At 57.5% G+C, this 20,414-nt stretch carries 24 protein-coding genes and 1 pseudogene; 17 read left to right on the top strand and 8 right to left on the bottom strand.

What is annotated here, in order from left to right:
* Nucleotides 1–102: 102 nt before the first annotated feature.
* Together HLB35_RS17030 and HLB35_RS17025 are read left to right on the top strand one after the other, a co-directional pair.
* A pseudogene (locus tag HLB35_RS17030) lies at nucleotides 103–1,295 on the top strand (SulP family inorganic anion transporter); the annotation flags it as partial.
* Entirely contained in the window at nucleotides 1,284–1,835 is a 552-nt protein-coding gene (locus HLB35_RS17025) for an STAS domain-containing protein (protein WP_328731340.1), read from the top strand. The pseudogene HLB35_RS17030 and the gene HLB35_RS17025, both read left to right, overlap by 12 nt.
* Nucleotides 1,836–1,905: 70 nt before the next feature.
* On the opposite strand, the gene HLB35_RS06265 is transcribed toward HLB35_RS17025, so the two are convergent.
* On the bottom strand, nucleotides 1,906–2,304 hold the full coding sequence (locus HLB35_RS06265; RefSeq protein ID WP_171701921.1) for a DUF6746 family protein: 399 nt from the start codon (nucleotides 2,302–2,304) through the stop codon (nucleotides 1,906–1,908).
* 259 nt (nucleotides 2,305–2,563) lie between these two features.
* On the opposite strand from HLB35_RS06265, the gene HLB35_RS06260 reads away from it, so the two are divergent.
* The 3 genes from HLB35_RS06260 (at nucleotide 2,564) to HLB35_RS18795 (ending at nucleotide 3,776) form a co-directional block, all read left to right on the top strand.
* The gene (locus HLB35_RS06260; RefSeq protein WP_171701920.1) at nucleotides 2,564–2,836 is read left to right on the top strand and encodes a type II toxin-antitoxin system Phd/YefM family antitoxin; all 273 of its coding nucleotides are present in this window, start codon (nucleotides 2,564–2,566) and stop codon (nucleotides 2,834–2,836) included.
* Nucleotides 2,817–3,089: a Txe/YoeB family addiction module toxin gene (locus HLB35_RS06255; protein ID WP_171701919.1), complete on the top strand. Its 273-nt coding sequence runs from the start codon at nucleotides 2,817–2,819 to the stop codon at nucleotides 3,087–3,089. The genes HLB35_RS06260 and HLB35_RS06255 overlap by 20 nt, the downstream gene beginning before the upstream one ends.
* 126 nt (nucleotides 3,090–3,215) lie before the next feature.
* Nucleotides 3,216–3,776 (top strand): CcdB family protein, encoded by a 561-nt coding sequence (locus HLB35_RS18795; protein ID WP_422822423.1) that lies wholly within the window; start codon nucleotides 3,216–3,218, stop codon nucleotides 3,774–3,776.
* A 126-nt stretch (nucleotides 3,777–3,902) separates the two neighbouring features.
* Here HLB35_RS18795 and HLB35_RS06240 read toward each other — a convergent pair whose 3' ends face one another.
* Complete coding sequence (locus tag HLB35_RS06240; protein WP_171701918.1) at nucleotides 3,903–5,369, bottom strand: dihydrolipoyl dehydrogenase; 1,467 nt, start codon at nucleotides 5,367–5,369, stop codon at nucleotides 3,903–3,905.
* A 143-nt stretch (nucleotides 5,370–5,512) separates the two neighbouring features.
* Complete coding sequence (locus HLB35_RS06235) at nucleotides 5,513–6,493, bottom strand: zinc ABC transporter substrate-binding protein (protein ID WP_171701917.1); 981 nt, start codon at nucleotides 6,491–6,493, stop codon at nucleotides 5,513–5,515.
* 117 nt (nucleotides 6,494–6,610) lie between these two features.
* Between HLB35_RS06235 and HLB35_RS06230 the strand changes: the two genes are divergently transcribed.
* The 4 genes from HLB35_RS06230 to luxS all read left to right on the top strand — a co-directional run bounded on the left by HLB35_RS06230 (nucleotide 6,611) and on the right by luxS (nucleotide 10,116).
* Nucleotides 6,611–7,372, top strand: a complete 762-nt coding sequence (locus HLB35_RS06230; protein WP_171701916.1) for an ATP-binding cassette domain-containing protein — start codon at nucleotides 6,611–6,613, stop codon at nucleotides 7,370–7,372.
* The gene (locus tag HLB35_RS06225) at nucleotides 7,362–8,165 is read left to right on the top strand and encodes a metal ABC transporter permease (RefSeq protein WP_171701915.1); all 804 of its coding nucleotides are present in this window, start codon (nucleotides 7,362–7,364) and stop codon (nucleotides 8,163–8,165) included. The genes HLB35_RS06230 and HLB35_RS06225 overlap by 11 nt, the downstream gene beginning before the upstream one ends.
* A gap of 64 nt (nucleotides 8,166–8,229) precedes the next feature.
* On the top strand, nucleotides 8,230–9,450 hold the full coding sequence (gene zigA / locus HLB35_RS06220; protein WP_216601425.1) for a zinc metallochaperone GTPase ZigA: 1,221 nt from the start codon (nucleotides 8,230–8,232) through the stop codon (nucleotides 9,448–9,450).
* Nucleotides 9,451–9,594: 144 nt separating this feature from the next.
* Nucleotides 9,595–10,116, top strand: a complete 522-nt coding sequence (gene luxS, locus HLB35_RS06215) for an S-ribosylhomocysteine lyase (protein WP_171701914.1) — start codon at nucleotides 9,595–9,597, stop codon at nucleotides 10,114–10,116.
* 169 nt (nucleotides 10,117–10,285) lie between these two features.
* On the opposite strand, the gene bioB is transcribed toward luxS, so the two are convergent.
* Together bioB and HLB35_RS06205 are read right to left on the bottom strand one after the other, a co-directional pair.
* Nucleotides 10,286–11,362, bottom strand: coding sequence for a biotin synthase BioB (gene bioB / locus HLB35_RS06210; RefSeq protein ID WP_171701913.1), 1,077 nt, complete (start codon nucleotides 11,360–11,362; stop codon nucleotides 10,286–10,288).
* Nucleotides 11,363–11,488: 126 nt separating this feature from the next.
* Nucleotides 11,489–12,514, bottom strand: coding sequence for a CNNM domain-containing protein (locus HLB35_RS06205; RefSeq protein ID WP_171701912.1), 1,026 nt, complete (start codon nucleotides 12,512–12,514; stop codon nucleotides 11,489–11,491).
* 188 nt (nucleotides 12,515–12,702) lie between these two features.
* On the opposite strand from HLB35_RS06205, the gene HLB35_RS06200 reads away from it, so the two are divergent.
* From HLB35_RS06200 to HLB35_RS06190, 7 genes are read left to right on the top strand one after another with little or no spacing between them, the layout of a single operon-like run.
* Nucleotides 12,703–13,368 (top strand): ABC transporter ATP-binding protein, encoded by a 666-nt coding sequence (locus HLB35_RS06200; RefSeq protein WP_171701911.1) that lies wholly within the window; start codon nucleotides 12,703–12,705, stop codon nucleotides 13,366–13,368.
* Complete coding sequence (locus HLB35_RS17010) at nucleotides 13,365–13,901, top strand: hypothetical protein (protein ID WP_235937011.1); 537 nt, start codon at nucleotides 13,365–13,367, stop codon at nucleotides 13,899–13,901. Before HLB35_RS06200 ends, HLB35_RS17010 begins: the two co-directional genes overlap by 4 nt.
* Nucleotides 13,901–14,041 carry a hypothetical protein gene (locus HLB35_RS17005; protein WP_235937010.1) on the top strand — a complete coding sequence of 47 codons (141 nt, stop codon included), beginning with the start codon at nucleotides 13,901–13,903 and terminating at the stop codon, nucleotides 14,039–14,041. The genes HLB35_RS17010 and HLB35_RS17005 overlap by 1 nt, the downstream gene beginning before the upstream one ends.
* A gap of 23 nt (nucleotides 14,042–14,064) precedes the next feature.
* A complete protein-coding gene (locus HLB35_RS17000) occupies nucleotides 14,065–15,282 on the top strand; it encodes an FtsX-like permease family protein (RefSeq protein ID WP_235937009.1) in 1,218 nt (405 codons plus the stop codon).
* Nucleotides 15,260–15,721: an FtsX-like permease family protein gene (locus HLB35_RS16995; protein WP_235937008.1), complete on the top strand. Its 462-nt coding sequence runs from the start codon at nucleotides 15,260–15,262 to the stop codon at nucleotides 15,719–15,721. The genes HLB35_RS17000 and HLB35_RS16995 overlap by 23 nt, the downstream gene beginning before the upstream one ends.
* Nucleotides 15,718–15,852, top strand: a complete 135-nt coding sequence (locus HLB35_RS17825; RefSeq protein WP_268895886.1) for a hypothetical protein — start codon at nucleotides 15,718–15,720, stop codon at nucleotides 15,850–15,852. Before HLB35_RS16995 ends, HLB35_RS17825 begins: the two co-directional genes overlap by 4 nt.
* A complete protein-coding gene (locus HLB35_RS06190) occupies nucleotides 15,849–16,988 on the top strand; it encodes a lipocalin-like domain-containing protein (protein ID WP_171701910.1) in 1,140 nt (379 codons plus the stop codon). Before HLB35_RS17825 ends, HLB35_RS06190 begins: the two co-directional genes overlap by 4 nt.
* Here HLB35_RS06190 and HLB35_RS06185 read toward each other — a convergent pair.
* The 3 genes from HLB35_RS06185 to HLB35_RS06175 all read right to left on the bottom strand — a co-directional run bounded on the left by HLB35_RS06185 (nucleotide 16,985) and on the right by HLB35_RS06175 (nucleotide 19,523).
* A complete protein-coding gene (locus tag HLB35_RS06185) occupies nucleotides 16,985–18,127 on the bottom strand; it encodes a glycosyltransferase (protein WP_235937007.1) in 1,143 nt (380 codons plus the stop codon). The genes HLB35_RS06190 and HLB35_RS06185 overlap by 4 nt on opposite strands.
* Before the next feature lie 93 nt (nucleotides 18,128–18,220).
* Nucleotides 18,221–18,592: a thiol-disulfide oxidoreductase DCC family protein gene (locus HLB35_RS06180; RefSeq protein WP_171701908.1), complete on the bottom strand. Its 372-nt coding sequence runs from the start codon at nucleotides 18,590–18,592 to the stop codon at nucleotides 18,221–18,223.
* 10 nt (nucleotides 18,593–18,602) lie between these two features.
* Nucleotides 18,603–19,523: a cation diffusion facilitator family transporter gene (locus HLB35_RS06175; RefSeq protein ID WP_171701907.1), complete on the bottom strand. Its 921-nt coding sequence runs from the start codon at nucleotides 19,521–19,523 to the stop codon at nucleotides 18,603–18,605.
* Between the two features lie 141 nt (nucleotides 19,524–19,664).
* Between HLB35_RS06175 and HLB35_RS06170 the strand changes: the two genes are divergently transcribed.
* Nucleotides 19,665–20,372 (top strand): SDR family NAD(P)-dependent oxidoreductase, encoded by a 708-nt coding sequence (locus tag HLB35_RS06170; RefSeq protein ID WP_171701906.1) that lies wholly within the window; start codon nucleotides 19,665–19,667, stop codon nucleotides 20,370–20,372.
* The last annotated feature ends 42 nt before the right edge of the window (nucleotides 20,373–20,414 follow it).

Below are 20,414 nucleotides of genomic sequence, written 5' to 3'. Positions count from 1 at the left end.
TTCTCGCCCTATTAACCTTAGTCCTACACACATGCTGCCAAGCAGGTTAAATGCTATGTTAGACACTTAACCTGCTAAAGAAGTATTCACGGGAGCATTGCCATGTCACGCCGAAGGCTGAGGTTTCACCTTCCCGCCGTTACCACCGGGCTGCGTTCCGCCTGGCAGGCGGGCTACGGGCTCGCCGATTTACGTCAGGACGTCATGGCCGGGCTGACCGTTGGCACGGTGGCGGTACCTTTGTCCATGGCGCTGGCAATTGCCACCGGGGTGCCGCCTCAGCATGGCCTGTATACCGCTATTGTTGCCGGGGCGATTATTGCCCTCACCGGTGGCGCCCGCTTCAACGTCTCCGGCCCCACCGCTGCCTTTGTAGTCATCCTGTTTCCTATCGTCCAGCAGTTTGGCCTGGGCGGCCTGCTGATTGCTTCCATGATGGCGGGCGTTATCCTTATTGTGCTGGGCCTCACCCACATGGGGCGGCTGATCCAGTTTGTGCCCTACCCTGTCGTGCTGGGGTTTACCGTCGGTATCGCCGTGGTGATTGCGGTCTTGCAGATTCCCGATTTTCTGGGGCTGCAGACGGGTGAATTGGGTGAACACTTTATCGCCAACCTGGCCATCATCGCTCAATCCCTTCCAAGCCTTGACCCATGGGAGTTGGGCGTGGGCGTCTTCGCGCTGGCCGTCATGCTCTACTGGCCACGGCTTAATCTGCCGATTCCCGCCCCACTGATTGGCCTGGTGGTCGGCGCCCTGGCGGCCTATGGTCTGAACCTGTGGCTGGGCGGCGGCAGCATAGAAACTATTGCCTCGCGTTTTAGCTGGGAAATCAACGGTGAAACCGGCAGCGGCATTCCGCCGGTAGCACCGGTGCTGATGGCTCCCTGGCATCTGCCAGGGCCAGATGGCGTGCCTCTGGAGGTCAATTTCGAGCTGATTCGCGCCTTGATTGGCCCTGCCTTTGCGATTGCCATGTTGGGAGCAATCGAGTCATTACTGTGCGCCGTCGTCGCCGACGGCCTGACCAAGACCCGCCACGACCCGGATGCTGAACTGGTAGGCCAGGGGCTGGGTAACCTTGTCGCGCCGCTATTTGGGGGTATCACCGCCACCGCCGCCATTGCCCGCACCGCCACCAATATCCGCAGCGGCGCCGCTCGCCGCTGGCGGCAGTAGTTCATGCGCTGGTGGTATTGCTCGCCGTGATTGCCCTGGCCGGCGTACTGGGGCTGGTGCCCATGGCCGCACTTGCCGCGCTGTTGTTCATCATCGCCTGGAACATGAGCGAAGCGCGCCATTTCGTGCGTACCCTGCGTTCTGCCCCTTTTGATGACGTGGCTATTCTGGTGACCTGCTTCGGGCTGACCGTTATCTTCGATATGGTATTAGCGGTGGGCGTCGGGATTGCCCTGGCAGCGGCGCTGTTTATCCGCCGAATGGCGCTGCTGACCCAGAGTGACCGAGTCGATACTCGCCGGGATATCAGCCTGGTGACCCTGCCTGACGGGGTGGCGGTGTACAACATTGATGGCCCGCTGTTTTTTGGTGCCGCTGAAAAGGCGCTTGCGTCATTGCGCGTGGCAGACCCGACGATTAAAACGCTGATTCTCGATATGCACGATGTGCCCAGCATGGATGTTACCGGCATCATGGCGCTGGAGGCGCTGCTGGATGATATGGCGCGGGATAACGTCAGGGTGATTCTGGTCGGCCTGAAGGCGCGCATGATCCTCAAGCTGCGCCGCGCAGGTATTCATAAAGTGCCCGGCCAACGCCTGTATTGCCAGCACATGACCCAAGCCATCAAGGTCGCCAGGCGCTGGCAAGGCTGAATACGAAAACCGCCGCTACCTGAGGCAGATAGCAGCGGGAAAGCCTGTGATGGGAGAACAGGCTTTTGGGTTACTCGACCAGTGTCCGAGCCGCTTCCAGATACTCTGCGCCGTTCTCGGCCACGCGCTGCTGATCAAGCGATTCAGAACCGAGATGCACCTCTTCCAGCGTCACGGCCATGGCATCAACCTCAGCATCGATCTTCTGCAGGGCGTTTTCCAGGGTATAGGTGAGCATATGCAGCTCGCCCATCTGCTGGTTACTTAATTCATCAGAGGCCAACAGCTCAGCCAGCTGCTGATTGCCTTCAGAGAAGTTGGTGACCGCTTCCTGTAAGGTTTCCGACGACTTGCCTTCAAAATGATCGGCACGCTCATGATCATCGTGGTTGTCGGCCATTGCCATACCACCTGTCATCAGGGCAGCGAGCAGGAAACCGTTAATGAAAAACGCAATTGTACGCTTCATGACATGCTTCTCCTTTGGTTTGCGGGCAGGCCAACCGCTGACCTGCTTTTGATAACGATTATCGTTAGCAAACCATAGCACCTATTTATTTAAATGAGAAGCATTACTGAATGCGACTGCGTCAATTTGTCATTTGCCTATTAGCACTCACGCCTTTGCTGTAGAGGCGAAGCCGCAATGAAAAAGCTGTCGATGTACTTAGCCTTGTTAGGGTGATCACGCAACAATCGTACGGTATTTCCGTACATAAAGGGGAGTTATGGATATCATCAGCGTAAACAAGTTCAGAGACAACCTGAAAAGCGTTGTAGAGCAGGTGATCAGTAGGCACGACCCCCTCAAGGTGACGCGTCGTGCCGGAGAAGCTTTCGTGATTATAAGCGCTGAGGACTGGGAAAGAGAGCAAGAAACCCTTCACGTTCTCCAGAACCGAGACCTGATGCAACAGATTGCGACTTCCCTCGATACTCACAACCGTGGCCAAGGATATACACCTGATGATGAGCAGATGAATGAGACCACTGGTCTTTGAGGGCAACACCCGGGAAGCCTATGAGAGGATGCGCGAGAAAGACAAAAAGCTGCACAAGGCTCTGTGTAAACTGTTGAAAGAAATGCTCCGGTCTCAAGATCCATCCACTGGCACCGGCAAACCTGAACCGCTTAAACACAACTTATCAGACTTGTGGTCAAGACGAATCTCACAAAAGGACAGGCTGATCTACCGGTTCGATGACCAGCTCATTTATATTTTCGCCCTTGGAGGACACTACGATCAGCAGTGACTGCTCACCGCCTTGGCGGAGCGCCAGCGCAGGCACCTCCGACGACAGCCATTGGTAAATGCTTTCATGCGCACAGCCATGCACATAAGGTTAAACTGTATATTCAAGATCTTTTCGGAGACCCGCATGGCCGAACTCTATAATTCAGCCGCCCCCAAAAAAACAGCGAACCTCTCAATCAACAGCGATCTGCTGCGTAAAACCCGGGAACTGAACATTAATTTGTCTGCCACCCTGGAGCAAGCTCTAAAAGAAGAACTTTCAAAACGCGAAGCCACACAATGGGTTGAAGAAAATCGCGCTGCGATAAAAGTTACAACGATTTCGTCGAACAACATGGATGCTTCGGCGACGAATTCAGAGAGTTCTGATGGCACAGTTCGATGTATACCCAACCCGAGCAAAGCCAGTAAGGCTCACTACCCTTATCTGGTGGATATTCAGAGCAGTCTCCTGAGCGATTTGGCAACTCGCATTGTTATCCCCTTGGGTAAAGGTTCTGCCTTCGGTGGCGAAACCATGCAGGGGCTGACTCCAGAAATCAGCTTTGCCGATCAGAAGCTGTTGCTGTTAACGCCGCAAATTTCCGCTGTGCCCAAAAAACACCTCAAGAGCCCCATTGGATCCCTGTCACACTTCAGAAACCAGGTTATTGGGGCTCTGGACCTGGCTATCACCGGCATTTAACAGTGATTGAACCGCACGTCCTGATATTGGATGAACACTCTGCGCGTTCAACAATATTAGCCGACGCGACGCCACCCAGCTGCGCAATGTTCCAGGAGTGCTGGGTGGCCAAGGCCAACGCTGCCATCAGTCCCCTGGGCCACATTCCATGCAGCGCTCCGTTACGGCCGGGCCTAGCTGAAGATTGGCATTCAGATCACGCAGGCCGGAGCGCAGGCCTTCTTCCAATACCGGGTGATAAAACGGCATTGCCAGCATGTCGCTGACGGTCATTTTCTGCTCCAGCGCCCAGGCCAATAAATGCGCCATATGCTCAACCCTTGGCCCGAGCATCTCAGCGCCCAGAAACTGCCCGCTGCCGTGTTCGGCGTAGAGTGCCAGATAGCCGTGGTTCTCCCCCATCACCACGGCTCGGCCCTGGTCATCAAAAGATACGCCGCCTTCGGCAATACAATCGCAGCCGCCGAAACGTGCTTCCAGGCTTGCGCGGCTATCCCCGACGCTGGCCATTTGCGGTTCAGTAAACACAATTGCCAGGGGGACATTGCGCCGCCCTGCCTTGATGTCATTCAAGTTGGCGGCATTGCGTGCGGCTATCTGGCCTTCGGTTATCGCTTCGTGCAGCAGCGGCACGGCCTGGTTGGCATCACCGGCAATAAAGATATGGCTGGCGCTGCCATCTGTGTTGGCACACTGCATGGTAAAGCGGTTAAAGCTCGGCACGCCGCGCTCACTCAGTTCAATCCCAGCATTTTCCAGCGCCAGCTTATCCACATTGGGCTGCCGCCCAGTGGCTGCCAGCAGGTAATCAAAGGTTTCGGTCAACACCTTGCCGGTGGTGCGCTCAACGAACGTCAAGGTGACGCCCTCGGTGCTGCGCTCGATCTTCTGTACGTCAGCATCCGGGTCCAGGTAGAACTCGGCGTTAAACAGCTCATCGGCTATCTCGCGCACCTTGTCTGACTGCAAGGGCCCAATCGCCCCGCCTACCCCAAACGTGCGGGTGCGCACGCCCAAACGGCTCAGTGCCTGCCCCAGTTCCAGGCCAATCACCCCTGGGCCGAAAACGGCCACCGATTCAGGCAGGGTCTCCCACTCAAAGACGTCATCATTGATAATCAGGCGATCTTCCGCCGCTTCAAAAAAGCCCGGCCAGGTGGCGCGCGAGCCGGTGGCAATCACGATGGCATTGGCAGTGACCTGGGTGTGGTCACCTACCTGCAGGGTGTGGGGCTGAATAAAGCGGGCATGGCCACGCAGGCGCTGATCTTCTGGAATGCGCTTCATTGACTTGAGAACGTTACCGACAAAGCGGTCGCGTTCGCCTTTGACCCGCGCCATCACCGCCTCACCGTCAATGTCGACCTCGGCCACCTTGACGCCGAAGGTGCCCGCCTGGCGCGCGCGATGGGCCGCATCAGCGGCGGCAATCAATAGCTTGGAAGGCATACAGCCGACCCGTGCGCAGGTAGTACCGTACTCACCGGCTTCGATCAACAGCACATCATCGGCGCTCTTGCGTGCCATATGCCAGGCGCTCAGCCCGGCACTGCCCGCCCCGATCACCGCAACATCAACATGACGCTTCTGCATGGCAAACCTCCTTTCAGGAAACCCTTGGCAACATTAAGCTAGCCCAAGGATGACATACATACTCATAACCTTATACCTGAAAAGCTGCAGGGTGGTCATGCTGCATTTGTCGTTGCTTTGGGCAATCGCACCGGACAGGGTCACTATATTGGCTGCTGCACACTGCATTGCTCAAGCGCATCGGCCAACTGGCGCAGCAACTGATCGTACAACGTTGGCCCAAGCGGCAGCTCAACGCCCAGAGGGTCGATCACGCCCATCACGGCGGGGGTATCAGCGAAGACATTTTCCACCATGGCGGCGTTGAACTGCGGCTCACTGAACACGCACTGAATAGCATTTTCGCGCACATGTTGCTGAAGCGCTTCAATGCGTGCGGGGCTTGGATCAGAAGCATCCCCCAGGGAAATGGCGCCTTCCGAGGGCACCTCAAAACGCTGCTCAAAATACTGATAGGCATCATGGAAAACCACAAAGCGCGGCGTGGGCTGTTCAGCAAACTGCTCTTCCAGCGCCATCTGCAAGCCTAGCAGGTCAGCTTTTGCCTGAGTGGCGTTGGTTTGATAGGTCTCAGCATTTTCCGGGTCCAGCGTGCTTAGACGGCGGGCAATGGCATTCAGCCAGAGGCGGGCATTTTCTGGGTCAAGCCAGCCATGAGGATCCTGACCTTCGCGGCTGTGGCCGTGATGGTCGTGGCCGTGGTTCTCATGATCGTGTTCTTCATGACCGTGATGGTCGTGGTCGTCCTGCGCTGCCATAAGCGCTACTGACCGGTCGCGGTAGTTCAGCACCTGGGTCTCGTCCAGAGCCATCAGTTCCAGATGCGCAGCTTCAGAGGCCAAGGATGCCAGCGGGCTTGTAAGCCAGGGTGTCAGATCATTGCTGACCCAGACCACAAGTTCAGCGTTATCCAGCGTTTGTGCTTCCGAAGGGCGCAGCGAATAGCCATGCGGCGACGCCCCCTGCTGCATGAATAGCTCAGGCTCGCCCAGCTCCCCCATCACCTTGCTGACCAGCGAATGTACCGGCGGAATATCTACGGCAACGTTTGGCACATCGGCCAACGCCGTCAATGGAAGCCCCAACACCAGCGGCAATGCCACACGGGCAAACGGTTTATTCATTCAAAGCACTCCTTTCAGGTTGATTCGTTTAGCTGTTTTATTTAGCTGCATCGGTTAACGCTTGGCACCTACATAACATATGTTATAACATAACAATAAATCAACTCGGAGTCTGTTATGTTTTCGCGTCCATCCGCAACAGGTGATGCCCTGCTGACAACCGAGCAGCTAACCGTTCGGTTTGGCCAACAGCCTGTTCTGGATAATATCAACCTGGTGCTGCGGCCTGGGCGGATTTTGACCCTGATTGGCCCCAACGGCTCCGGTAAGTCCACCTTGGTCAAGACGCTGATAGGTGCCATCAAACCGTCTGCTGGTCGCATTATCCGCTCACCCGACCTGAGCGTTGGCTATGTGCCCCAACGCCTGCACCTGGACCCCACCTTCCCGATGACGGTGCGCCGCTTCATCAACCTGCCTAAGCGGCATGCCAGCCATGAGATTGGCGAGGCGCTGGAACAGGCGGGGGCCGAACATCTGCTCAATGCGGCCATGAATCATCTTTCCGGCGGCCAGCTGCAGCGGGTGTTACTGGCGCGTGCCCTGCTGTCACGCCCATCGCTTTTATTGCTGGATGAAGCCACTCAGGGGCTGGATCACAGAGGCGTTGCCGAGTTCTATCAGCGTATTGAGCAGATCCGCCAGCGCTCCCAATGCGCAGTCTTGATGGTCAGTCATGATCTGCATGTGGTGATGCGCACGGCGGACCACGTGATCTGCCTGAACGGGCATATCTGCTGTGAGGGTCAGCCGGAAAGAGTGGCCTCGTCACCCCAATACCAGGCGCTTTTCGGCGACCAAACGGCCAGCACTCTGGCCTTCTATCGTCATCAACACACGAGCCATCACGATGAGGAGACACTGCGCCATGCTGGATGATTTTATGTGGCGTGCGGCCCTGGCAGGGCTTGGCGTCGGGTTAGCCGCCGCGCCGCTAGGGTGTTTTGTGGTCTGGCGGCGGATGGCCTATTTCGGCGATGCCACCGCCCATGCCGCCATTCTGGGGGTCGCCCTGGCCCTGCTGTGGAATATCTCCATTTTTGTCGGTGTGATTGGCATTGCCCTGCTCATGGCATTCTGTGTCTCCACCTTAAGCGGCAAAGGCTATGCCATGGATACCCTGCTGGGGGTAATGGCGCATTCCGCCCTGGCCATCGGGCTGGTCGCCGTCTCCTTTGTTTCCGGCGTGCGCATTGACCTGCACGCCTATCTGTTTGGCGACATTCTCGCGGTGGGGAAAAGCGATCTTGCGATTATCTGGTCCGGAGCCGTTCTGGTCATCGGCCTGATGCTATGGCGCTGGCAGGCGCTGTTAACCGCCACGTTGAATGAAGAACTTGCCCATGCCAGCCATATCAACCCGCGCCGCGAGCAGCTGGTGCTGACCGTGGCGCTGGCCATCGTGGTGGCCGTTGCCCTCAAGGTTGTCGGGGCGCTGTTAATAGCCGCCCTGCTGATTATTCCCGCGGCAACAGCGCGGCCTTTCAGCCGCACCCCGGAACAGATGGCGCTGCTTGCCGCCCTGGTGGCCATGGCCGCGACCACTGGCGGGCTAGGCGCGGCCTATACCTTTGATACCCCGACAGGGCCGACCATAGTGTCGCTGGCCGCCGCGTTTTTTGTGATCAGTACCCTGGCATCCCAAGGCTGGCAGCGCTTGGCTCGCCGCTGAACACGCTCAGCACCTTCATCTTACTAACGTCATATCACGCTGATTATTATAAGGTTCCAATACCATGACTGATATCATTAACCCGCTCCCCGTGACTGTCCTTTCCGGCTTTCTGGGAGCCGGTAAAACCACGGTTCTCAACCATATTCTCGCCAACCGCGAAGGTCTCCGGGTAGCGGTGATCGTCAATGATATGAGCGAGGTCAATATCGACGCCGCTCTGGTACGTGGCAACGCCGGAAGCGAGCAGGACGTCACCCTGAACCGGCGCGAAGAACAGCTGGTGGAAATGAGCAACGGCTGCATCTGCTGCACCCTGCGCGAAGATTTGCTGATTGAGGTTAACCAGCTGGCCAGGGAGGGCCGCTTTGATTACCTGGTGATCGAATCCACCGGCATCTCTGAGCCACTGCCCGTCGCGGAAACCTTCACCTTTGAAGGCGAAGATGGCCAAAGCCTTTCCCAGGTGGCGCGCCTGGATACTATGGTCACCGTGGTGGATGGAGCCAATTTCCTGAACCTGTACCGTGAAGCTCAAAGCCTGGCGGAAGCTGGCGAAAGCCTGGGGGAAGACGACGAACGTAACGTCGCTGACCTCCTGGTTGACCAGATCGAATTCTGTGATGTGCTGCTGGTCAGCAAGACTGACCTGATCAGTGACAGTGAGCTTTCTACCCTCAAGGCCATCCTGAATTCGCTCAACCCGGATGCCGAGATTGTGCCTATTACCCAAGGCCAGGTGCCGCTGGATAAAGTGCTGGATACCGGCCGTTTCAGCTTTGAAAAGGCACAGCTGGCGCCGGGCTGGCTCAAGGAGATGCGCGGCGAACATGTACCGGAAACCGAGGAGTACGGTATATCCAGCTTTGCCTTTCACGCCCGCCGCCCTTTTCACCCGCAGAAGTTCCACGACCTGCTGCATCAGGACTGGTTCGGAGAAGGTTTGTTGCGCTCCAAAGGCTTTTTCTGGCTGGCCACCCGCCCGCAGGTTGCCGGGCAGTGGAGCCAGGCCGGCGGTATCGCCCACTACGCTCCGGCAGGGGTGTTCTGGAAGGCGGTGCCTGAAAGCAATTGGCCGGATGACCCCGAGTATCGCGGCTACATCATGGAAAAATGGCAGGAGCCCTTTGGCGATATGCGCCAGGAACTGGTGTTTATCGGCCAGGACATGGATAAGCAAAGAATGCAGCAGGCGCTTAACGACTGCCTGCTCAGCGAGGCAGAATTGCTGGAAGGCATGAAAAGCTGGCGCGAACTGGCTGACCCCTTCCCCGCCTGGGAGTAAGCTCTGCGGAACATAAAGGGCTGTTGGCGATCTCTATCTTTGCAAGGGCGTTGTGCCAATCACGAGGCGGTCTGTTAAACTCGAAAGTGATCACAAGGTGCGGCACATTCAGCCGCATTCACTCCCTGAACAGCAGGAGTTACTATGCCTCTTCTCGACAGCTTTACAGTAGACCACACCATTATGGAAGCCCCGGCGGTTCGCGTGGCAAAGACCATGCAATCGCCCTCCGGCGACACCATCACGGTCTTTGATCTGCGTTTCAACAAGCCGAACAAGGACATCATGGGCGAAAAGGGTATTCATACGCTGGAGCACCTGTTCGCTGGTTTCATGCGCGAGCACCTCAACGGTGACGGCATCGAGATCATTGATATCTCGCCAATGGGCTGCCGCACCGGCTTCTATATGAGCCTGCTGGGCACTCCGAGCGAACAAGACGTTGCCGACGCCTGGATCGCTTCCATGCAGGATGTTCTGAACGTCAAGCGTATGGAAGATATTCCTGAGCTCAACGAGTACCAGTGCGGCACCTATACCATGCACTCACTGGACGAAGCCCAGCAGATTGCCCAGAGCATCATTGACCATGGCATTGGCGTTAACCACAACGAAGACCTGGCCATGAGCCCTGAACAGCTCAAGGCGCTGGGCAACCACGCCTGACCCCTGCTCTTTTTTATTGAAGCGTCATCTTCTCGTTGCCGCAGCCCTCTCAGGGCTCGGCAATTTTATGCCACCGGCCTGAACCACGCCGATAGCGAAAAGTACCTGCTGATGACGATTGATCCCGCCTGAGTTTTGTTGTCAGCCAGCGCCAGACTGACGCCAAATATCAGCTACTGGCATCTACCGCCAGTGCAGCGGCCCGTTCTGCCTGGGCGCCTTGCTGGGCTTGTTGGGTGAGTCGTTGGGTATGAACCGCCTCATCTTCACAGGTATCGCGGCGCTCTGAGTGCAGACCCAGTTTGGCAAATAGCGCGCGGTCGCGGTCGGCTTGGGGGTTGCCGGTAGTCAGGAGTTTATCGCCGTAGAAGATCGAGTTAGCCCCAGCCAGAAAGGCCAGCGCTTGCGTTGATTCACTCATCTGCTCGCGGCCAGCGGAGAGACGTACGTGGCTTTGCGGCATCATGATGCGTGCCACCGCGATGGCGCGAATAAACTCAAGGGGGTCAAGATCTTCAACGTTTTCCAGCGGTGTGCCCGGCACTTTTACCAACATATTGATCGGCACGGATTCCGGATGCGGTGACAGCTTCGCCAACTGCTGTAACAAGGCGCTGCGGTCCTGGGCACTTTCCCCCATGCCGAGAATACCGCCGGAGCATACTTTCATGCCCGCTTCGCGCACAGTGGCCAGAGTATCCAGGCGATCGCTGAAGGTACGGGTAGTGATGATCTCGCCGTAAAAGTCGGGGGAGGTATCCAGGTTATGGTTGTAGTAATCCAGCCCCGCCGCCGCCAAGCGGCTAGCCTGATCACCGTTGACCATGCCCAGTGTCATGCAGGTTTCCAGCCCCAGTGCTTTCACCTGACGCACCATCTCTTCGACCAGCAGTAAATCCTTGTCCCGAGGGCTGCGCCATGCTGCCCCCATACAGAAACGGCTGGCACCGGCTTCCTTGGCCGCCTTGGCCTGGGCCACGACTTTTTCTATTTCCAGCAGCTTTTCTTTTTCGAGCTGGGTGTTGTAGTGGCCGGACTGGGGGCAGTATTTACAGTCTTCCGGACAGGCCCCGGTCTTGATTGACAGCAGGGTAGACACTTGCACCGCGTTGGCATCAAAGTGCGCGCGATGCACTTGCTGCGCCTTGAACAGCAGATCGTTAAAGGGCAGCGCAAATAGCGCTCTGATCTCGTCCAGCGACCAGTCATGGCGCGGAGCAGTGTTATTGAAAGCAACGTCGGTCACAAGTAAACCTTTTTAATTTTAAAAGTTAACCAACTCTAGCGATGGAGCGCCAGCAGTGTCAACTTTCTAAAAATTTAAGGTTTACTAAAAATGGACGTACTACCCAAAAGATTCTCACCTACTCTGCTATTCATCCCCTCGGGCATGTTTGATGCGCTTGAGCCACTGCTGCTTGGCATAGCTACGCAGGTTATCCACATGGTCGGTTTCATCGACGATATCCTGGCCGAGAATGGTCTCGATAATATCTTCCAGCGTAATCAGGCCGACAAAGGTACCGTGCTCATCATAGATGACCCGCATATGCAGGCGGTCACGCAGCATGGCGGTGAACACCTGCTCGACGTTATGGGAAACGTCTACACTGGCAATCGGATGCATAAGCACCTTCATGATCTGGTCATCTTCCGCCTGATACATATCTGCCTTGTGGATATAGCCAAAGGCCTGCTCGCCGTTATCCATCACCGGAAAACGGGTGAACGGCGACTTGCCATAGGTGGCATCAAACTCGGCTACCGTCATGTGCGGCGGCACGGTTTCACATACGGTACGTGGGGTCATCGCCTTGCTGACCGGGATATCATGCAGGTTGAGCATATTAGTAATGGTGCGCGACTCATCAGCGTCGAGTACTTTCTCTTCGAGCCCGACCCGGGCCAGCACCTTGATTTCATCGCGCAGGTCTACGTCATGCTCGGATTTTCCCAGCCGACGAGTGATCTGTTCTGACATCCAGATAAACGGCAATAGCATCACAATCATCGGCTTGAGTATCTTGGGCAGCCAGGGTGCCAAGCCGCGCCAATAGGTGGCACCAATGGTTTTGGGGATAATTTCCGACACAATCAGAATCAGCATGGTCATCACCGCCGAAACAATCCCGATGGATGCCTCACCAAACACCACCGCCGCCTGGGCACCTACTGCGGTGGCGCCCACCGTATGGGCGATGGTATTCAGGGTAAGAATCGCCGCCAGCGGACGGTCAATATTGGCTTTCAGCTCAACCAAGGCGGCATGCACGCGAGGGTGCTCTTCCTTGAGTTTGGCAATGTAGCTGGGGGTAATCGATAGCAGCGCCGCTTCAAGAATCGAACATAAAAAGGAGAAGCCAATCGACAGGGTCGCGGTCAAGACAAGCAGGAACATAAGCGTCCATAAGTGAAGGATGAAGGAAAGCGTCTGAAGTGTTTATAGGGCCAGGCAGCGACAAAATCAATCGTTCGCAGCTAACACCATGGCTTTTCATCCACTTAAACCATACCATAATCTTACTGAATGGAATTTATGTATAGATATTGTATACTTTATTCCTTTTACACCGTCAGGAGCAATGCATGCTGAGCCTGCGTCAGGTACACAAAGCCTTTAGTACACCACAGGGCGAGTTGCCAGTGCTTAACGGCATTGATCTAAGCCTGGATGAAGGTGAAAGCCTGGCGCTGATGGGAGAATCCGGGAGCGGTAAATCCACGCTGTTACATCTGGCCGCCGGGCTGGACGTTCCTGATCAGGGCAGCATCAAGATCGATGGCCAGAACCTGGCGCAGCTGGATGACGCTGCCCGGGCGCAGCTGCGCTGCCACCAGCTGGGCCTGGTGTTTCAGCAGTTTCATCTGGTTCCCAGTCTGAAAGTGATTGATAACCTGCGCCTGCAGGCACGGCTGGCGCAACGTGAAGACCCTGAATGGACAAACCACTTAATCCATCGATTGGGGCTGAGTGGCAGGGAAAGCGTTTACCCTGAGCAGCTTTCCGGTGGCCAGCAACAGCGTCTGGCCATCGGTCGCGCCCTGGCCGTTCGCCCACGTTTGCTATTGGCCGATGAACCCACCGGCAACCTGGATGAGCAAAGCGCCGACACAGTGCTTGGCTTGCTGCTGGAACTGGTGGCCGAAACCCGCTGTGCACTTTTGATGGTTACCCATAGCGCCCGCGTTGCCGCCCCGCTGGATAGGCTGGTTCGCCTGAAACGTGGCCACCTGCAGGATGAACCGGCATGATCTGGCGCGTCCTGCTCACCCTGCTCGGCCATTACCGCCGCCACCCTGGCCAGCTGGCGATGTTGCTGCTGGGCCTATGGGTGGCGAGCGCCCTGTGGAGCAGCGTACAGGCGGTCAACGCCACCGCTAAAGACAGTTACGCCCGGGCCAATGCACTGTTCAGCTCGGAGGTTGACCAGCTGACCCGCCGCGATGGTGCGCCACTGACCCGAGACGATTACCTCACCCTGCGCCGCGCCGGATGGCCAGTATCGCCGCTGCTGGAAGGCAGTATCCAGATTGGCGAGCAACGCCTGACGGTGATCGGCATGGATATCTTCAGTCTGCCTGCCAATAATGCGTTAGGCAGTGACGCAGGCGCCTCGTTAACAGCATTCTTCACGCCGCCCTGGCAAACCCAGCTGGCCCCGGAAACGCTCAGTGCCATAGGTATTTCCGCAGATACAGCACAAGACGCCAGACCAGTCACCACCAACGGCCAAACGCTCCCCCTCTGGCGTTACGCCCGGATCTGCCGCCCAACACCCTGGTGATGGATATTGCCGCTGCCGCTCAACTGCTGGACAGCGGCGCAGCTCTGAGCCAACTTGTCACCCCGCCTGGTGCGCTGGCAAGCCCGCCCGAGGGCTACCGTTTGACTCGGGCGGCTTCAATTGCCTCCCCGGCCAACTGACAGACAGCTTCCACCTTAACCTGATGGCCCTGGCGCTGCTTTCCCTGGTGGTGGGCCTGTTTATTGTTCAGGCCGCATTGGGGCTGGCCATGGAACAGCGCATGGCCACGCTGCGAACGCTCCGGGCGCTGGGAGTTCCAGCGCTTACTCTGGTCTTGGCCATTGCCCTGGAGCTTTTGCTGCTCGGCCTGCTGGGGGCTGGCCTGGGTCTGGTCAGCGGTTTATGGCTGGCTGGCACCCTGCTACCGGATGTGGCCACCACCCTGTCCTCCCTGTATCAGGCAGATGTCAGCCGCCGCCTGGCGCTGCCCTGGCATTACTGGCTGGGCAGTATCGGCGTCACCCTGGGCGGTTTGCTGCTGGCCGGTAGCAGCATGCTATGGCGGGCCGCGCGCCTGAATATTCTGGCCCTGGGGCAGGCTCAGGCCTGGCGTCAGGGGTATCAGCGCCAGCTTAAACGTATGCTGCAAGGTGCCATGGTGTCGACTGTTTTAGCCGTTGGAATACTGGTGTGGATCAGATCCCAGCCGCCCGGCGAGGGGCTATTGGGCAGCTTTGCGCTGGTGGCAACACTCTTGCTGTTCAGTGCCCTGGCTCTACCGCCCTTGCTGAATGGCCTGCTGCAACAACTGCAAACATATCTCCGCCACCGCCCTTTGGCTCACTGGGCAGTGGCAGACTGCCAGCTACAGCTGCCGCGTCTCTCCCTTGCTATGATGGCCCTGTTGATTGCCCTGGCCACCAACCTCGGCGTCAGCAGCATGGTTGGCGGGTTTCGGCTGACCTTTCTGGAATGGCTGGATCAGCGCCTGGCGGCGCCTTTATATGTTAACGCAGCCCCCTCGACGCTCTCGCCCATGCTGGAATGGCTGGATGCTCAACCTGAGGTAACGGGCACCCTGCCCACTGCCCAGGGCAGCAGCCAGCTGACGCCTGCTTCCAGTAACGCCCAGGCCGAGCAGCGTGAAATAGCCCTGTTTGGTATTGCGCCGGTGCCTACTCTTACCGATCAGTGGCCGCTTTTGGAGACCATCAGCGGGTCAGCTGAAGCCTGGTCGACTTTCAGCACAGGCCAGAGCGTGTTTATCAACGAGCAGTTGGCGGTGGCCGCGCAGCTGACGCCGGGCGATAGTCATACTGGAATCCCAGGATGGCCCGATCAACGTCAGCATTGCCGCCATCTATCCGGATTACGGCAACCCTCGCGGCCAGCTGCTGATGCCGATCCAGACGCTGCTTGAAGACTTCAGCGGCGAGCTGGCCTCACTGGGGCTGGTGCTGGATAACACAGCTGATACAGCCGCTTTTCGCCAAGCCTTGACGGAACGTTACGACCTGAGCGATGAAGCCCTGATCAACCAGCAGGAGGTCAAGGAGCTGGCCACCCAGATTTTCGAGCGCACCTTTGCCATCACCCGCGCCTTGAATGTCTTGACCCTGGGCGTGGCCGCTCTGGCGCTGTTGGCGACCCTGTTAGCCCAGGCCCGAGAGCGTCAGCGCCAGGTAGCGCCGCTCTGGGCCATGGGGGTTTCCCGGCGTAAGCTGGCGTTGTTGCCGCTTTATCAGCTGGGCGGCCTGGCGCTGCTGACTGCGGTGGCCGCCATTCCGCTGGGAATCGCGATTACCTGGTGCTGGTCGCCATTATCAATGTGGCAGCCTTTGGCTGGCGGCTGCCCTTGATAGTGTTCCCATGGAGCATTGCCGCTACCCTGGCCACGGCGGTGGCTGTGGCCTTGCTGGCGGCGGCTCTACCCGCGCTCAAACTGTGGCGTACTTCGCCCCGTGCCATGCTCAATGAGGGAAGCGCATGAAGCCTGTTTACCTATTTGTACTGAGTGTGGCAGCCCTGACAGGAATACTTGCTGGCTGTCAGGACGCCCCCACTGATAGCGCCGCTACGCAAGGCTTTGCTGGCCTGGGCGCGGATGCTGCCGCCTATGCTCAGGCCAGCGCGGACACGCCGCTGACATTTCCGGCTGATCACGGCCCACATCCGGATTACCGCATCGAATGGTGGTACCTCACCGCCAATCTGGAAAATGCCCAGGGCCAGCCACTAGGCTTACAGTGGACACTGTTTCGCCAGGCCCTGATGCCGCCTGACGAGCGCCCCGAGACTTCCGAATGGGCCGCTGATCAGGTGTGGATGGCGCATATGGGGATTTCACGCGGGGAAGCGCATATCGCTGCTGAGCGCTTTGCCCGCAGCCACAGTGCCCATGACGATGGTCAGGCCGGGGTGATCGCCGCGCCTTTCCAGGCCTGGCTGGATGATTGGACCTTTAAAAGCCCGCCTCAGGCCAACTTTAAGCGCTTTGAATTGAGCGCCTACAGCGGTGAAGGTGAAGAACGCTCAGGGTATGACCTGACCCTGACAGCGCAAGGCCCGCTGGTGCTGCACGGCCAGAATGGCTTCAACGCCAAAACGGTAGAAGGCCAGGGCACCCACTACTACAGCCAACCGTTCTTGCAGATCACAGGGCAGGTCACGCTCAACGGTGAAACCCAGCAGGTAAGCGGCCAGGGCTGGCTGGACAGAGAATGGGGTAGCCAACTTATCTCCGGCCAGCAAAGCGGCTGGGACTGGTTTTCGTTGCATCTGGACGATGGCCGAAAGCTGATGGCCTATCGATTGCGAGGAGGCGGCAAAGACGGCGGCGACTACCAGTTTGCCCACCTGATAGGCGCTGATGGCCACACACAGCAGCAAGGCCCTGACAGTGTCACTTTGACCCCCTTGGAAAGCCAGCCGGTTGCCGGGCGCGACGTTCCAACCCGCTGGGCGCTGACGCTTCCTGAAAGCGACCTGCAGCTGGAGGTAAAAGCCCGCCACCCCAACCGCTGGATGGACACCTCGGTTCCTTACTGGGAAGGAGAGGTCGTCGTGCGTGATGCTAATTCCCAGGCGGCCAGGGGCGTAGGTTACCTGGAAATGACGGGGTATTAGGAGCTAGCCAGTTGCCTATAAAAAGCCACCAGCTCGGCGGTTTTAATGTCTTCATGCCATTGCGCCGCATACGCCTGTCCACGTACCCCCAAGGCGATACGCTGGGGCGCATGACTCAAAAGCTGGTTCACCTTGCAGGCAAAATCCTGCTGATTGTCGTCGGCTATCAGGCAGCCCTCGCCGTCCACTAACACCTCACTAGTTCCCATCACGGCGGTGGAAACTACGGGTGTGGCCATCGCCATGGCTTCCAGCAGCACCAAGCCCTGGGTTTCGGTACGTGAGGCAAAGACAAACACATCCGCCGCACGATAGGCATCCTGCAGCGACCCAGAGCGTTCCAGATAGCCAATAAATACCACCGCTTCAGCAACACCTGTGTGATGAGCATGGCGCTTTAATGCTTCCAGCGCCGGCCCTTCACCGGTAATCACCAGGCGTGCCTGGGGATGCTTTGCCAATACGCCAGGCAGCATATCAATCAGAAAGTGGATGTTTTTCTCAAACGCCGCCCGCCCGACGAACAGCAGCAAAGGCGCCTTCGCGGGCAAGCCGTAGCGCTGACGAAAATCGTCCTCGCCGGTGGGCTTGGCAAACAGTTCCGGCGCCAGGCCGGTTGAAATCACCCGCTGTGCCGTCCTGACGCCATAGCGTTGCAGGGTATCGGCAATGATCCGCGACGGCACGATCAAGGCATCAAGCTGGTGGCACTGGTGAACAGACAGGCGGCGCGCTGCAAAACGCAGCCAGCGTTGAGGCAACCAGCGCACATAATGGTGCAGGTATTCTTCAAACAGGGTGTGATAAGTGGCGACTACGGGAATACCAAACCGCTTTCCCAGTGCAATACCGGCATAGTGGGCGATAAAGGGCGTATGCACATGAATGATATCGAAGTGGCGGGGATTGAGCCCACAGACCAGTGCCATTACATGCCGGTAGCGCATGATGCGATCTTCCGGGTCGTGCGGCACCGAACGTGACGCCACTCGCCAGATGCCCGGCTCATCTTTCTCATCGCCGCGATACTCGGGGCAAACCAGTACTACCTCATGCCCTTGGCGTATCAGCGCTGCACGAAAGCTGGCAATCGATGTTGCCACACCATTGACCCGGGGAAAGTAAACGTCTGACAGCATCAGGATTTTCATAGCGCAGTGAACCCGCAAACTCATGGAAGGTTTCACTGTGCCTGCACTGCATGACGCTGGAATGACGAAAGGTAGTAACGTCTAGGGTAAGCGCCCCTCACGCTTCAGCCGCCTTCTGACCCAGTGGTCATAGAGGTAGCGCAGCCCCTGATTGATACCCGGCAGGCCGATCAGCCAGGCCAGCGGTTTCAGGCGCGGTACTCGGCGCATCAGGATGATGTAGGCGGACATTCCTTCGTGTATCTCGCCCTGGGCATCTTCAACATGTAACGACATCAGCGCCGCTTGCGGGTCAATGCCTTTCTCGCGTAACTGTTCGTGGTGCTGGTTGAGGTCACACCAGACAACATCGCGGCCAGTCTCGCCTGCCCAGCGCTCATAGCGCATCCGGTCGCGGCGGCAGCCCGGGCAGGCAGCGTCGTAGTAAACCTTAAGGGGCGGCAGGTCCGCCATAGTCAACTCCTCAGCTAGGATAGTCGTGCCCGTAAAGCGAAGCGCCCTGGTGCGCGTGGTCGATATGTTCGAATTCCAGGCTGGAATGGCCAATACCGAAGTGCGTTTTTAGCTGCTTCTTGATATCCGCCTTGATGTTTTCCAGGTGCTGCCAGTTTGCTTCACTTACCACGACATGACAGTCAAGCGCAGCAATGTGTTCCTGCATCTGCCAGAGATGAACATGGTGGACATCTTCCACGCCATCAATGCGACGCATCAGGGCGATCACCGCCTCGCCATCGATATCAGGCGGCGAGCCGAGCATCAGAGTACGAATCGGGCCACCAATTTCACTCAGCGCCAGGTAAAGAATATATAGCGCAATGCCAATGGTAATCGCTGGATCTACCCAGCGCAGGTCGTAAAGCAGAATCAGGCTACCGCCAATAATGACCGCAACCGAAGCAAACGCATCCGAGAGGTTGTGCACAAACAGGGCGCGTATATTGACACTGCCCTTCTGCATCGACCAGGTCAGCCAGGCGGTCAGCGCATCCACAAACAGGGCAACGCCGCCGATAATCACAATCGCCCACCCCTGAATTTCCGGCGGGTCAATCAGGCGCATCGCACCTTCATAGATCAGAAAGGCACCAATAAGAATCAGCGTGGTGTAGTTGATCAGCGCCGCAACAATCTCGATGCGACCATAACCAAAGGTCATCTGTGCATCTGCCGGGCGGCGAGCAATCTTGCGGGCGGCAAAGGCAATCACCAACGCCGCCATATCCGAAAAGTTGTGCAGCGCATCTGCAATCAGCGCCAGGCTGCCTGCCAGCACGCCACCCACCAGCTGCGCCAGGGTCAGGAGTCCGTTTGCCCAAATGGCAATACTGACCCGTCGGTCACCGGATTCTGGATCGAGGTGGTGATGGTGATGATGTTCCATATAACAGACCTTTATTGTTGAAGCGCTGAATCAGCCATCGCACACTTGTCATCAATACTTTCTTGATACTGATAGTAGGACATTGACGCCTTTACAGTTGGAATTCAATGGACCCGCTAGCGATCGTCCAGGAGACAGGACATGACAAAGGTTGCACACCCCGGTTTTGAGACTGTCATCATTACCGGCGCCAGCAGCGGTATTGGCAGTGCCACTGCTGAGAAACTCGCTGAGCAGGGCAAGGCCCTGATACTGCTGGCGCGCCGCAAGGCCCCACTGGAGGCCATGATGACTCGGTTGCGCCAGCAACACCCGCAAGGCACCTTTATCGCCATTGCCGGGGACTTGGCCCATCGCCAGGAATGCGAAGCAGTGATCAACGGCCTGCAATACACATTACACAGCCACTCATTCAGGCTGGAGGGCTTTATCCATTGCGCGGGAATAGGGATACCCACCGATGATTTGCAACATTGGAAGCCGGATGACCTTGAGGCAGCGCTGGCGCTGAATGTGATAGCCCCGTTAAGATTGATTCAGGCATTGCTACCCTATCTTGACGGCAACGCCCGATCTCATGCCCACTTCTGCCGGATGGTGCTTGTCGGTGCGGGCATTGACCGCCAAGCGCAACCAGGTACCGGTACTATGGCATCAGCAAGATGGCTTTACGTCGTTTGTTCGAACAGCTTATTCTTGATCTGGCACCTTATTCCGCCAGTGTTGCCCTCTTCCAGCCGGGGATGGTTGATACTCCCGGGCTACGCCAGCACATCCGTGCCGCCAGTTCACTCGCCCTGCCTCACGCCGAATATCTCCATCAGCGCCTGGTGCAAGGTAACTGTTTAATGCCAGAGAGGGTGGGAGATGCCCTTTCTGACTTAATTAGTC

It is taken from the genome of Vreelandella azerica, assembly GCF_013112225.1.
Classification (GTDB): domain Bacteria; phylum Pseudomonadota; class Gammaproteobacteria; order Pseudomonadales; family Halomonadaceae; genus Vreelandella; species Vreelandella azerica.
The sequence above is the reverse complement of the archived record's forward strand: the minus strand, read 5'-3'. Positions and strand labels throughout refer to the sequence as shown.

Coding starts and splice junctions, on each gene's coding strand:
- HLB35_RS06260 (WP_171701920.1), top strand. CDS start 2,564: ATGGATATCATCAGCGTAAACAAGTTCAGAGACAACCTGAAAAGCGTT.
- zigA (WP_216601425.1), top strand. CDS start 8,230: ATGACTGATATCATTAACCCGCTCCCCGTGACTGTCCTTTCCGGCTTT.
- HLB35_RS06225 (WP_171701915.1), top strand. CDS start 7,362: ATGCTGGATGATTTTATGTGGCGTGCGGCCCTGGCAGGGCTTGGCGTC.
- HLB35_RS17010 (WP_235937011.1), top strand. CDS start 13,365: ATGATCTGGCGCGTCCTGCTCACCCTGCTCGGCCATTACCGCCGCCAC.
- HLB35_RS06235 (WP_171701917.1), bottom strand. CDS start 6,493: ATGAATAAACCGTTTGCCCGTGTGGCATTGCCGCTGGTGTTGGGGCTT.
- HLB35_RS17000 (WP_235937009.1), top strand. CDS start 14,065: ATGGCCCTGGCGCTGCTTTCCCTGGTGGTGGGCCTGTTTATTGTTCAG.
- HLB35_RS18795 (WP_422822423.1), top strand. CDS start 3,216: ATGGCCGAACTCTATAATTCAGCCGCCCCCAAAAAAACAGCGAACCTC.
- HLB35_RS17005 (WP_235937010.1), top strand. CDS start 13,901: ATGGATATTGCCGCTGCCGCTCAACTGCTGGACAGCGGCGCAGCTCTG.
- HLB35_RS06230 (WP_171701916.1), top strand. CDS start 6,611: ATGTTTTCGCGTCCATCCGCAACAGGTGATGCCCTGCTGACAACCGAG.
- HLB35_RS06205 (WP_171701912.1), bottom strand. CDS start 12,514: ATGTTCCTGCTTGTCTTGACCGCGACCCTGTCGATTGGCTTCTCCTTT.
- HLB35_RS06240 (WP_171701918.1), bottom strand. CDS start 5,369: ATGCAGAAGCGTCATGTTGATGTTGCGGTGATCGGGGCGGGCAGTGCC.
- HLB35_RS06185 (WP_235937007.1), bottom strand. CDS start 18,127: ATGCTGTCAGACGTTTACTTTCCCCGGGTCAATGGTGTGGCAACATCG.
- HLB35_RS06200 (WP_171701911.1), top strand. CDS start 12,703: ATGCTGAGCCTGCGTCAGGTACACAAAGCCTTTAGTACACCACAGGGC.
- luxS (WP_171701914.1), top strand. CDS start 9,595: ATGCCTCTTCTCGACAGCTTTACAGTAGACCACACCATTATGGAAGCC.
- HLB35_RS06170 (WP_171701906.1), top strand. CDS start 19,665: ATGACAAAGGTTGCACACCCCGGTTTTGAGACTGTCATCATTACCGGC.
- HLB35_RS06190 (WP_171701910.1), top strand. CDS start 15,849: ATGAAGCCTGTTTACCTATTTGTACTGAGTGTGGCAGCCCTGACAGGA.
- HLB35_RS06265 (WP_171701921.1), bottom strand. CDS start 2,304: ATGAAGCGTACAATTGCGTTTTTCATTAACGGTTTCCTGCTCGCTGCC.
- HLB35_RS06180 (WP_171701908.1), bottom strand. CDS start 18,592: ATGGCGGACCTGCCGCCCCTTAAGGTTTACTACGACGCTGCCTGCCCG.
- HLB35_RS16995 (WP_235937008.1), top strand. CDS start 15,260: ATGCCGATCCAGACGCTGCTTGAAGACTTCAGCGGCGAGCTGGCCTCA.
- HLB35_RS06255 (WP_171701919.1), top strand. CDS start 2,817: ATGAGACCACTGGTCTTTGAGGGCAACACCCGGGAAGCCTATGAGAGG.
- HLB35_RS17025 (WP_328731340.1), top strand. CDS start 1,284: ATGAGCGAAGCGCGCCATTTCGTGCGTACCCTGCGTTCTGCCCCTTTT.
- HLB35_RS06175 (WP_171701907.1), bottom strand. CDS start 19,523: ATGGAACATCATCACCATCACCACCTCGATCCAGAATCCGGTGACCGA.